The organism is Gammaproteobacteria bacterium (assembly GCA_027296625.1).
Taxonomy (GTDB): domain Bacteria; phylum Pseudomonadota; class Gammaproteobacteria; order JAKEHO01; family JAKEHO01; genus JAKEHO01.
The window spans coordinates 1-12,030 of the sequence record JAPUIX010000018.1 but is presented as its reverse complement, the minus strand read 5'-3'; the positions used below and the strand labels follow the sequence as shown (position 1 = coordinate 12,030).

Sequence of the window (12,030 nt, the reverse complement as noted above, 5' to 3'; positions counted from 1 at the left end):
GGGTAAACGAATGCGCGATTTGTCTAAACCGCCCCAGAATGCCCGAATTTCGCTCTCTGAGAATACCCGATCTCGCGGCTGAGGCTTGACAGGCTTCTTTACCTGAAAGCAGGGGTTGTACTCAAGCAAGTCCGTTTCAATGGCCCAATTATACATCTTCCGCACTACCTCAAGGGTGCGGTTAGCCTGCATCCCAGAGCCCCTAGCCACGATTGTTTCAAGCACAGCAATTACATCGCGTCGCTTGATATCCTTGGCCTTGCGGTCGCCCCATGCTGGCAATATATCGCGTCTGATAATCTGATCGTCCTGCCGCCAGGTCTTTTTGTGCCGCTTTGCGTGCCGCTCCAGATACTCGCCTGCAAGGGCCCTAACGGTCATGGCGTGTTTCTCGTCCTGCTTCTCTTGAGCTGGATCACGCCCTTCTATAATGGCCTTCACCTGCCGGTCTGCCTCCTCGCGAGCGTCAGCGAGCCCCAGCTCAGGGTAGGTTCCGAAAGTAAGTCGCTTCAGTTTCCCCAGATTCCGATACATGACAAACCAGCTTTTGCTTCCGCCAGCAGATGCCCGCATTCCGAAACTGCGGCCCCTTCCAATGCGATTAGCATCGAAGTAGTCTACTTGCCCATTACTAGGGGAGGGCACGGATTCAATCCAGCGCGCCGTGAATTTCTGCTTAGGCATATATCACCTGTTTAGGTAACAAAAAGGTAACGAATTGACTGAAACAATACGAAATGTTTCATCAAATTGCAAACGGTTCCGCATTGTTACAAACGAGATATTTCTTAATTAATACAGAAAGTTATAAGGGCTGTATGTCTTTGATAGGGAAGGGCTGATTTGGCTGTGTACAGTGGCTCGTAGCAGTCGGCCTATTGCCCATGCTGATTGTCTGGTTTCAGCAATATCCCGTCGTGGGCATGGTGGCGAATCTCGTCGCCGTGCCTTGGGTCAGTATGGTTGTCGTGCCACTCGTACTGCTTGGCACCGTCACCATCATCCCGTTCAATGTATTTGGCACGGCATTATTGAAACTCTCCGGGAATGCCCTTGCCTTGCTCTGGCCATTTCTTGACTGGCTGTCAAAGCTCGATTTCGCTACGTGGCAGCAATCACCGCCGTTAATTTGGGCGTTGCTTGTTAGTGTCATGGGCGTAGCAATATTGCTCTTACCCCGCGGTGTCCCGGCGCGTTGGGTTGGGCTCATCTGGTTATTCCCGCTGTTCTTTCCCGGAGCAAGCAGGCCGGCGGAAGGCGAATTATGGTTCACCCTTTTGGATGTGGGGCAAGGTCTCGCGGCGGTTGCACGCACGCGTGATCATGTATTGGTTTACGATACGGGGGCGCGGTTTAGTGCACGATTCAATGCCGGCAGCGCGGTGGTAGTGCCTTATCTGCGCTACCATGGTATCAACGAACTCGATACGCTTGTCATCAGCCACGGCGATAATGACCATATTGGTGGCGCGAAGAGTCTTCTAGAACAGATACCCGTTGAACGCATATTGACCAGTGTCCCGAACCGCGTAAAGCATAGCCGTGTTACTTACTGTATGGATGGTCAATCATGGCGGTGGAACAGCGTCGATTTTGAGATAATTCATCCGCCGGATCGGAGCCGTCGATCTCACAATAATCGCTCTTGTGTGCTGAAGATATCGGCCGCAGGCGGGACCATACTCTTGAGTGGCGATATCGAAGTGAGTGCCGAGCGGCGTCTGCTGAAATCTCATCCGGAGATCGCAAGCACGACTGTCTTAATCGCGCCACACCACGGGAGCAAGACGTCGTCTAGCCCGCCATTTATCGACGTTGTCAGTCCGGATTACGTATTGTTCCCCGTCGGTTACCGTAATCGATTCCGCTTCCCAAAAACGGATATAATTGACCGGTACAGGCAGAGAGACGTCCACATATTGGATACAGCCCGTCACGGCGCCATAACCTTCAGGCTCAACGATCGCGTTTCGACTCCCGAGACCTATCGTCAGGCAGAGCGCCATTTCTGGAATACGCGTTTTTAGGCTCAACCGTTTGATAGTACCCCGAGCGCAAGCACGAAGACCGTACGAGGCAGGGATCCCCGACGGTCTTCTTCCCGTTTTGACAAAGGTTTGTTACATTTGGCCCGACATTTTGAGGGGCCATAAGGAGACGGTTGCGACGTGTTAGAGCTCATGAAAGCAGGTGGGTGGGTGATGGTGCCGATCTTGTTATGTTCCATTATTGCTTTGGCGATCGTTGCAGAACGCTTTTGGTCCCTTCAGAAGAAACGCGTCGCCCCGGCTAATCTCGTTGCGCAGGTGTGGCAATGGGTAAAAGGAGGCGATTTGGATACGAAACGTATTCATGAACTTCGCATCGCTTCGCCGCTGGGGCGAATACTCGCAGCGGGGCTCGTCAACCGCGAACATGAGCGAGAAGTGATGAAGGAAAGCATCGAAGAAGTTGGTCGTCACGTGGCACACAATCTGGAGCGTTTCCTGAATACCCTGGGCACGATAGCAGCTATCACGCCGTTGCTGGGATTGCTCGGCACTGTTATCGGCATGATCAAGGTGTTTGCGGTCATCACGGCCTATGGAGTAGGCGACCCAAGCATACTCGCTGGAGGTATATCGGAGGCGCTACTCACAACAGCTGCGGGACTGTCAGTGGCTATCCCGACGCTCATGTTCTACCGCTATTTTAGAGGCAAAGTAGATGAATTGGTCGTTGCGATGGAGGAAGAAGCATTGGTGATGGTCGATGTGATGCATGGGGAAAGGGAAAGTGACAATCCGAATTGAGGTTCTATTTAGATGAACTTTCGGCCACAACAGCAACAAGACGTCGAAATCAACCTCACACCGCTTATCGATGTAGTGTTTCTTTTGCTTATCTTTTTCATGGTGTCGACGACATTTGAGCGGGAATCGGAGATCAACATTACGTTGCCGGAGGCGAGTGAAAAGGCCAAAGAATTAGAAGTTGATGTGGTGGAAATCTCCATTGATGGTCGAGGCCGCATTTACGTTAGTGGCAGAGTGTTGCTTGATTCAGGAGTACCTGCCATCAAACAAGCTATCGCCCAAGCGGCTGAAGGCATGGACGAGCCGCCGATCATCATCAATGCCGACGCCGAGGCAAGGCATCAATCGGTCGTAAAGGTTATGGATGCGGCCCGCCAGCTTGGGTTGAGGCGGCTGAGTTTTATGACCCAGATAGTCGTCGAGACTGATGATTCCCAATAATCGCACTGCACCCCTGTGCGTTTATTTCCCTGTAGAGTGGGATGCTGTCCGACCGGCGCGCGTTTAGGTTTCACGCCACGGTGTCTTTGGTCGAACATTTGGAAGAGATCTGGTATAGCAAGCACCCGCTTGGTTTAGTCCTGGCGCCCTTGGCCTGGGTCTACCGCGGCGCGGCGGCCCTCAGGCGCCAGGCCTATGTGACCGGGTTGATGACGGCCCACCCGTTACCGGTGCCTGTAATCGTGGTCGGTAACATCACGGTTGGTGGGACAGGGAAAACCCCATTAGTCATATGGTTGACAGAGTTTCTTAAAGGGGAAAATTATAAGCCAGGGATTGTGGCCCGCGGTTACGGCGGTGGGGCGAAGCATTGGCCGCAACAAGCTAGGCCCGATAGCGACGCGGCCATGGTGGGCGATGAGGCCCTGGTGATGGCACGTCATAGCCAGTGTCCGGTCGCGGTTGGGCCCGATCGATATGCTGCCGCCGAGGCGCTCACCAAGTATTCCGACATTGACATTATCGTCAGCGATGATGGGCTCCAGCATCTGATGTTAGGGCGCGACATTGAGATTGCTGTCGTAGATGGGGTTCGTCGCCATGGTAACAGGCGATGTTTACCCGCCGGCCCATTACGCGAGCCCGTTAATCGGCTGAATTCGGTTGATATGGTGGTCACGAATGGAATAGCGGGTCGGGGAGAGTTTGCTATGCATTACGAGGCTCAGCCATTTCGATCCATCAAGGATGAAAGTATCGTGCGACCCTTCGATAGTTTTCGAGGACAGAGCGTGCACGCAATTGCCGGCATTGGACACCCGGCAAGATTTTTTTCAATGCTGCGCAGTAAAGGGCTACGCGTAATTAATCATGTGTTTCCGGACCACTATGTATACGCCAAAGACGATATATGCTTTGACGACGGACTTCCGGTCGTCATGACGGAGAAGGACGCAGTGAAATGTCAACACTTTGTTGGTCCAGAACACTGGTACATGGCGATAAAGGCTGAACTACCGGATGTTTTTGGGTACCGATTACTATCCCTGCTGAAACGAATTAAAACGGGCTAACTCATGGCCCATCGCTTTGACCTGCCAAGGTCATAAGCAGGGGAAGAAGTTTAAAAGACCACGCAGGCCGCCAGTTCCCTGAAACTTTAGGAGTGATAATTGGGCTTTAAAGTCATTATTCCGGCACGCTATGCTTCGTCGCGCCTTCCAGGTAAGCCATTGAAGAAAATAGCCGGTAAGTTCCTTATCCAGCATGTTTATGAACGTGGGCTTGCATCCGGTGCTGAAGAAGTCAGCATCGCGACTGATGTTCCCGAAATTATCGCTGCTGCAGAGGCCTTTGGCGCTATCGCGCAGATGACGGCCCGCGAGCACCAGTCTGGGACTGAACGGATTGCCTCGGTTGTGGCAAGGCGTGATGAACCTGACGATACAATCATTGTCAATCTTCAGGGTGATGAACCGCAGATGCCAGCAAGCCTCATCAAGCAGGTAGCGGCGGGGCTGGAGTCACATCCTGATGCGGATGTATCGAGTTTATGCGAGCGCATTGAAGATAAAGAGGTGCTGTTTGATCCCAATACCGTCAAGGTGGTGCTCAACAATAAGGGTTACGCTTTGTACTTTAGCAGGGCCCCAATTCCGTGGGCACAAACCGACTTTGATGACAGGTCACGATCGATCGGGCTACCCATAGATGCAATTTTCTATCGTCACATTGGGATCTATGCGTACCGGGCGGGTTATCTCAAGCGTTTTGCGCAATTATCTCCTTGTACCCTCGAGCGTACTGAGTCTCTGGAGCAGCTCCGTATTCTGTTCTATGGCGGCAAGATCTACGTGGAGGAGGCGACTGAAAAACCTGGGCACGCTGTCGACACGGAGGAAGATTTGCTGAGGGTGCAAGAATTGTTTTATTTGAAAGACAAGCTTTAGCTTCAGCCATTAAGCTATCACTCAGCTCATTGCAAGGATCATCATGAAGGTGTTGTTTGTTTGCATGGGGAACATTTGCCGTTCACCGATTGCGCAAGGCGTGTTCTCAAAACTTGTTCGCGACGCGAATTTGCAAGAAATTGTCTATATCGACTCAGCTGGTACCCACGCATTTCAGCTTGGTCAGCCGCCAGATCCTAACGCGCAATCCACAACGGCCAAACATGGCATTGATATAAGTGACGTGCGAGCTCGCAGAATAGAGGAGGCGGACTTTTGGCGCTCTGATTTTATCGTTGCCATGGACAGGCAGAACTATCACGACCTCTTGTTATCGTGTCCGCCAAAGCAAACGCATAAGCTCAGGCTATTTATGACGTACGCTAGTGATGGGGAACCGTTAGATATCCCTGATCCCTATGGCGGCGGCGTCGATGGCTTTGAGCGCGTTTTGGGGTTGATCAATGCGGCGTCTCGAGGGCTGCTCGATGCTGTCCGTGCACAGATCAATTCTGCCGCAAAAGGGAACCCGGCATAATGCAATACGCCACCTTCCGAATTGCTTGTCATCTTGTCTATGAAATGGGTAAATGTGCGCCCGGGCACGTTAGCGCGTGCGGTAGGTAATGCGACCTTTTGTCAGGTCATATGGTGTTAATTCAACAGTCACTTTATCACCGGTGAGGATGCGTATATAGTGCTTTCGCATTTTTCCTGAAATGTGGGCGATGATCACGTGACCATTTTCTAATTCTACCCTAAACATAGTATTTGGCAGCGTCTCAATAACGGTGCCTTCCATCTCAATGTGATCTTCTTTTGGCATGCAGTGTTACTTCGTCTGCCAATAGTTCGTTGCAAAAAAGATGAATTGTGCCCTAATTCAGTGATTGTCGCAAAATACTATTTATGATTATCTTTCTGGCGTAACCACTTCCCGTTGCGGAAGTACTCAAGGGGTTGATATTCATCCTTGTATCGCATCTTTTCACACTTGTTTATCCAGTAGCCGAGATAAACCCAGGGCAGCCCAAGGCGAGTCGCTTCTCTGATTGTGTACAGGATTGAAAATCTCCCAAGGCTGCGTTCCTGATAGTCGGGGTCAAAGAAGGTATAAACGGCAGATAGGGCTGTCGGAAGACGATCAATCACGGCAATCGCAAGCAATTGGCTGTCCAGGCGCACTTCGTAGAATACAGTGTCTGACCAACTCGAAGTCAAAAAATCTATATAGTTTTGGGGGCTAGGATTGTCCATCCCGCCGCCCTTATGGCGTTTTGCCATGTAGCGTTGATAAAGATGGAAATGTTCAACGCGATACTCGGAGGTAACAGGCGATACCGCGAGATCCTGGTTACGGCGCCACGTTCGGCGCTGGCTTCGTCGTGGTCGAAACTCGGTGACGGGCAGCCTGACTGGAACACACGCACTGCAACTCGGACATCTCGGGCGGTAGAGATGCTCACCACTGCGTCGAAACCCGTAGTTGGTTAGCGTCGCGTAGAGTCCATTCGATTTTTGAAATCGAGGATCAGCAAAGAGAGTGACCGCTTCTCTGTCGGGTAGATAGCTGCACTCATGCGGTGGTGTAGCGTAAAAGTTTAATTTCGCAGTGTAGGCGGCTTTATTCATAACCTATCGGCGATTGTTTGTTCGCCAAAGTGTTGTTTAACGGGAGTGCACCATTGTTCCAATAAATCAACAAACTGTTTCCGCGGTATCTTTACAGCGCCAAGGCTCTCTAAGTGCTTGGAGTGAACCTGGCAGTCGATTAATTTGAAATCCCATTTCAGTAATTGTCTAACAAGATAAACAAGCGCAACTTTAGAGGCATTGCTTTTGTGGCTAAACATCGATTCGCCAAAAAACACGCGGCCTAATGCCACGCCATAAAGACCACCGACTAAGTTACCCTCGTGCCAACATTCCAGTGAGTGCGCATGTCCTTGAGCATGAAGCTGATTATAGGTGTCTATCATATCGTGAGTAATCCATGTTCCGATGTGATCATCTCTTGGTTCCGCACATCCTAACATAACATCATGGAAAGCCTGATCAAATGTCACCTCAAACTGCTGCGTTTGCAATAGCTTGCGCAACGTGCGCGAGATCTTTAGATCTTGCGGAAATAATACAGAACGCGGATTGGGCGACCACCAAAGTATGGGTTGGCCTTCGCTGTACCATGGGAAGATTCCTTTTTGGTAGGCATTGAGTAGCCGTCCAGTTTCAAGATCGCCGCCAATCGCCAGTAGACCATCAGGCTCAGTCAGTGCTTGTGTTACATCGGGAAATTCATCGGCGAACACGTGTGCTGATAGCCAGTAAAGTTTGTGCGACATAACTTAAGATACCACAGCGCTGCTCGTCGTGGTGGGCTGTTGCTTAACAAGCGGCAATTAGCGGATGGTGCGACAGCCCTTGCTTGGTTTCTTTAAGATTATGTTGTTCAAACGATGTCCAGAGTCAAACGGATACCTGTTTGAATGGGGCGTGTTGGTTCAATGAACCGATATAGCGATCGACGATCTGCTGTTCTCGTAAAAGAAAATCTTCAACCGCTCTGTGAAAGCTGGCATCTCGTATCCAATGAGCTGACCAGGTTCGCGCCGGTGCGAAGCCGCGACTAAGCTTGTGCTCTCCTTGAGCGCCCGCCTCGAAGCGTTTTAGTTTGTTCGCTATGCAGTATTCAATGGCTTGATAGTAGCACATCTCAAAATGCAGGTTCGTGAACGGTTCGCTGCAACCCCAATAGCGCCCGAACAGCGTATCCTTTCCACGAAGGCATAGGGCTCCAGCGACATACCGGGATTTCTGGCGCGCTAACAGCAAAATTGTGTTACTTGCGAGCTTGCTCCCCATTGACTTGAAAAAATCGAGCGTCAGTCGCGGCTGGTTCCACTTGCGGTAAAAGGTTGAGCAATAAAACCCGTAGAACGTATCCCAGTGTTGGTCATTGATCTGGTCGCCAGTCAGGATGTCTATGTGAATACCGGCCTCTCGTACCGTTCGGCGCTCTCGCTTTATTTGTTTGCGTTTCTTTGAAGTTAGAGAATCTAAAAACTCCTGGAAGTCTCGATAAGGTCGGTTTGACCAGTGATACTGGTAGCCTACGCGGCGCATTAGACCGTTTTGTTCCAGTTGGTCGGTATCTTCTGTGGTGGTAAAGAGGCAATGTAGCGATGAGACGTCAAGCTGGCGCGCCAGATTAAGAGCGCCATCGATGAGTGCCCCGGTGATCTGCGTTTGCCCCTCATTGGCTTGGGCAACCAATAGCCTTGGCCCGGTAACCGGCGTGAACGGTATAGCTGCTACCAGCTTGGGATAATAGATGCCACCAGCACGCTGATATGCTTCGGCCCACGTCCAATCGAACACGAACTCACCAAAGGAATTCCACTTTAGATAGAGTGGCATGGCGCCTCTAAGCCGGCCCTGTTCGCTGACGACGATATGGGAAGGCTGCCAGCCGTTCTCCTCGAGACAGTGATGCTGTTCAAGCGCAGCAAGAAACTCGTGCTTTAGAAAGGGATTCGAATCGTCAGTCAACCGATTCCAATCAGCGGCAGAAATATCCGTCAGGCTGTTGATACAGCGAACTTGCATCGTAAGAGCAGTATACAAAGGTCAGCGCGTTGACGGGCTTATGGTAGCCTACTCTGCTGGGATATTGCATAAGCGAGCTCATATATCAGTCGCTTACGAGCACGCAGAGAATGGTCAGCGGATTGATGCGTGGGCTGTTTCGTTGACAGCTGATCAGCGGTCGGTAGGCACCACCTCGATCTCGAGTCCCAGGGTGCCTATGAGTGCCCGCATGGAGCCTTGTAAGGAAAATTCCGTCTCTCCGTATCCTCCGTTCTCGAGGTTAAATCGATATACGATAGATTTTCCAACCATGACATAGTGTAAGGGCCTCGAGACGACTTTGTTATTTTCAACGTAACCCAGAATAAAATCGGCTGATTTCTTATCGGGGACACACAATTCATCATTAATTGAGAGATTTGTTGGTTTGTGTTTGTCGACCTGGAAAGTTGGGCAGGTGTTCTGCGACAGGATGTTAAATCCGCCATTGATCGTGAAGCGTGAGTGAATAACGCCCTCCCTATCCTGATAGATCTCCAGGGTGTAGCCTGCCGCATTCTTGGTGTATGCAATGGTTGTCTTTTCGTTGGTGTCGGCGTCAATAAGGTTCATGACACCCCACTCCGCGAGCACAGATAACGGAGATGCCATGAGCAGAAATGCAAACACCGTATACTTCATCGGGCTGGCCTGCATCGGCGGAGTATCTCTATCACGTTGAAAACCACGATTAAATTGTAGCATAAAGTATGACTTCTAACATGTTAAGAACATTAGCAATATTTTTACGAAATATTGTGGCCCAACGGTCGCAACGCAAGGGAATAGGCCCCAGGCCATGAAGCGAAGATCCTTTATCAAGTGCCTGTCAGGCGTGCTGGCGGCAGGCGCGTTACCACTCTGGCAGCGTACATTGCATGCCGGCCAAGCGCCGGCCGCTGTACAAGGAGACCGTTTACGGACTGGTTATGTGTTTGAAGAACTCTACCTGTCGCACTGGTTGTCTCCCGGGCATCCGGAGTCGCCAATGCGCTTGGTCGCGATCAGGGACAATATGCAGCAAACTGGGCTGATTCATGACGTTGTCAGGGTCCAGCCTTTTGAGGACGTACATCAGGATATGTTGAGGGTACATGATAGGCACCATATTGAATCCATCCGTGTCCATTACGGCAAATCCCATGTTGTTGCGATGCACGCCGTTGCGGGCGCATTGGCTGCCGTTAACGAGGTTTGTGAGAGTCGCCTAGATAATGCGTTCTGTGCCGTACGCCCCCCAGGTCACCATGCGGCGAATTCCGGCAAGGTAGAGGGGTTCTGCTTTTATAATACGGTCGCCATTGCGGCACGATACGCACAGGCAGTGCATGGGATCAATAAGGTCTTGATCGTGGATTGGGATTATCATCATGGCGATGCGACGGAATCAATTTTTTATGATGACGCAAGTGTCCTGTATTTCTCTACCCACGACTATTATGCCTATCCAGGCACAGGTGATCCGCGCCGGAAGGGGAGTGGGCCAGGCTATGGGTACAATATCAATGTGCACCTGGACTGCGGCGCGACAGACAGGGATATCGTCTCGGCCTTTGATCAACAACTGCTACCGGCCGCCGATGCATTTGAGCCGGATCTGGTTCTCATATCAGCCGGCTTCGACAGCAAGAAGGGCGACTTGCTGGGCTGTTTTGATGTGACGGATGATGGCTATGTGGCGATCACGCAACGGACTATGGATATCGCCGACAAACATTGTCATGGTCGTCTGGTCTCGGTTCTTGAAGGTGGTTACAATCTCAGAGGCTTGGCCAGCGGCGTCGCCGCCCATATAGACACCTTGGCGACGCATTCGAGGGATTATTAACTAAAACAACTAACTTTTCGGCTTCCTTTGACTTCTAATCGTTGTTCCCCGGTACGGCTATATCAAATCCGAAGAAAGGAGAACTATCGAGATGGTACAAGCCTATATGCGATATGTCTGTCTGATGGCTGCGATTTTAGTCATCACTTCCGCTCGAGCCGATCGCGAACAGGATTTTCTCCTCTTGGATGCTGCAAAGGAAGGGAAGACGGGAACGGTGAGAGCGCTGTTGGAAGAAGGTGCGATGGTCAATATGCGGAATCGATTCGGAAACACCCCGTTGCTCTATGCCGCACGGGGAGGCCATACGGAAACCGTTGTGCTCTTGATCGAAAATGGCGCTGATGTTAACCGGCGGAATCTGAGGAGCATTTCTCCTTTAGCGGAAGCGGTCTATCGGCGTCACGCTGACATCGTTCGTATCTTGCTGGATGCGGGCGCTCGCGTCGACTTTGTGGATAATGCCGATAAGACGGCGATCGTCTACGCGGCGGGCAATGGCGATCTTGAAATTGTCGAGCTTCTGCTTGACAGGGAAATCAATGTTAACGAGCACTACGGCAATGACCTGACGATCCTTATGTGGGCGGCCGGCTATGGGCATGACAAAACAGTCAGTGTTTTACTTGATCAAGGCGCTGATCCGGACCTTCAGGATGATCGAGGCGCAACGGCCCTCATGATGGCGGCACAAGGGGGACATACCGGTACCGTCCAGGTGCTGCTCGGCGCCGGGGTGATGACATCAATTAAGGATAACGAGGGCAGCACCGCGCTGGCGCATGCAAAGGCCGCCGGACACGCTGAGGTCGTTTCCCTGCTCGAGAAAGCTGGGACGCCCTAAGAGGCGAAGAATAATCGTGGGTTGTTATGAGACAGGGCAGTTATGGGTGACTAGAATCCACCGAGAAACTCGACAAGATTCTCAATGTCCTCATCCGACAGCGCGCCCATTAAAGAAGACTTGGCGGGTGCATTCGCCCGCGCCTTGCTCTTGTAATCCAACATAGTTTGTCTAAGGTATTCGGGGTGCTGGCCGGCGAGTCGCGGGACCCTGCTGGCCCCTTAGTAACCACCCAGATGGCACTGCACGCACTGCCCGGATGCGGCAGTGACTTCTCCTCTTGCTGCCTTGTCGGGATCAGATACAAAGCCGATGTTCGGCCAGGACTGCTCGGAGAAAAACTTGGCCATCGCCTTCATTTCTTCCTTGGTTAGATTGGCGACCATCGGGCTCATCTCTGGGTTTTCCCGTCGGCCTTCGTTGAAGTCTTTGAGCTGTGTGTAAAGATAAAAGTAGTGTTGCCCGGCAAGGATCGGGTATTTACCGATCTGTGTGGATGCGCCGTTTTCCCCATGACAGGTGAAACAAATCTGCAGCTTATCCCGT

General features: G+C 51.5%; 14 protein-coding genes and 1 pseudogene. 8 read left to right on the top strand and 7 right to left on the bottom strand.

Annotated elements, in window-relative coordinates; translation table 11 throughout:
* Positions 1–684, bottom strand: a 684-nt coding sequence (locus O6944_00875; protein MCZ6717706.1) for an integrase arm-type DNA-binding domain-containing protein, incomplete at its 3' end; no start/stop codon positions are given.
* A gap of 179 nt (positions 685–863) precedes the next feature.
* Between O6944_00875 and O6944_00870 the strand changes: the two are divergent.
* From O6944_00870 to O6944_00845, 6 genes and pseudogenes are all read left to right on the top strand, one after another.
* Positions 864–2,027, top strand: a pseudogene (locus tag O6944_00870) (DNA internalization-related competence protein ComEC/Rec2).
* 141 nt (positions 2,028–2,168) lie between these two features.
* On the top strand, positions 2,169–2,792 hold the full coding sequence (locus tag O6944_00865; protein ID MCZ6717705.1) for a MotA/TolQ/ExbB proton channel family protein: 624 nt from the start codon (positions 2,169–2,171) through the stop codon (positions 2,790–2,792).
* Positions 2,793–2,804: 12 nt separating this feature from the next.
* Positions 2,805–3,236, top strand: coding sequence for a biopolymer transporter ExbD (locus tag O6944_00860; protein MCZ6717704.1), 432 nt, complete (start codon positions 2,805–2,807; stop codon positions 3,234–3,236).
* An 80-nt stretch (positions 3,237–3,316) separates the two neighbouring features.
* A complete protein-coding gene (gene lpxK, locus O6944_00855) occupies positions 3,317–4,309 on the top strand; it encodes a tetraacyldisaccharide 4'-kinase (protein ID MCZ6717703.1) in 993 nt (330 codons plus the stop codon).
* A gap of 99 nt (positions 4,310–4,408) precedes the next feature.
* Positions 4,409–5,185 (top strand): 3-deoxy-manno-octulosonate cytidylyltransferase, encoded by a 777-nt coding sequence (gene kdsB, locus O6944_00850; GenBank protein MCZ6717702.1) that lies wholly within the window; start codon positions 4,409–4,411, stop codon positions 5,183–5,185.
* Positions 5,186–5,228: 43 nt separating this feature from the next.
* Complete coding sequence (locus O6944_00845) at positions 5,229–5,723, top strand: low molecular weight phosphotyrosine protein phosphatase (protein MCZ6717701.1); 495 nt, start codon at positions 5,229–5,231, stop codon at positions 5,721–5,723.
* 69 nt (positions 5,724–5,792) lie between these two features.
* Here O6944_00845 and infA read toward each other — a convergent pair whose 3' ends face one another.
* The 5 genes from infA to O6944_00820 form a co-directional block, all read right to left on the bottom strand.
* Positions 5,793–6,011, bottom strand: coding sequence for a translation initiation factor IF-1 (gene infA, locus O6944_00840; GenBank protein MCZ6717700.1), 219 nt, complete (start codon positions 6,009–6,011; stop codon positions 5,793–5,795).
* A 77-nt stretch (positions 6,012–6,088) separates the two neighbouring features.
* Positions 6,089–6,817: an arginyltransferase gene (locus tag O6944_00835; GenBank protein MCZ6717699.1), complete on the bottom strand. Its 729-nt coding sequence runs from the start codon at positions 6,815–6,817 to the stop codon at positions 6,089–6,091.
* Entirely contained in the window at positions 6,814–7,527 is a 714-nt protein-coding gene (gene aat / locus O6944_00830) for a leucyl/phenylalanyl-tRNA--protein transferase (protein MCZ6717698.1), read from the bottom strand. The genes O6944_00835 and aat overlap by 4 nt, the downstream gene beginning before the upstream one ends.
* A gap of 124 nt (positions 7,528–7,651) precedes the next feature.
* A complete protein-coding gene (locus O6944_00825; protein ID MCZ6717697.1) occupies positions 7,652–8,791 on the bottom strand; it encodes a GNAT family N-acetyltransferase in 1,140 nt (379 codons plus the stop codon).
* A gap of 153 nt (positions 8,792–8,944) precedes the next feature.
* The gene (locus O6944_00820; protein ID MCZ6717696.1) at positions 8,945–9,469 is read right to left on the bottom strand and encodes a hypothetical protein; all 525 of its coding nucleotides are present in this window, start codon (positions 9,467–9,469) and stop codon (positions 8,945–8,947) included.
* 142 nt (positions 9,470–9,611) lie between these two features.
* On the opposite strand from O6944_00820, the gene O6944_00815 reads away from it, so the two are divergent.
* Positions 9,612–10,640 (top strand): histone deacetylase, encoded by a 1,029-nt coding sequence (locus O6944_00815; protein ID MCZ6717695.1) that lies wholly within the window; start codon positions 9,612–9,614, stop codon positions 10,638–10,640.
* A gap of 91 nt (positions 10,641–10,731) precedes the next feature.
* Positions 10,732–11,484, top strand: coding sequence for an ankyrin repeat domain-containing protein (locus O6944_00810; GenBank protein MCZ6717694.1), 753 nt, complete (start codon positions 10,732–10,734; stop codon positions 11,482–11,484).
* Positions 11,485–11,705: 221 nt separating this feature from the next.
* Here the strand turns inward: O6944_00810 and O6944_00805 are convergent.
* On the bottom strand, positions 11,706–12,030 hold a 325-nt coding region (locus tag O6944_00805; GenBank protein ID MCZ6717693.1), incomplete at its 5' end, for a c-type cytochrome.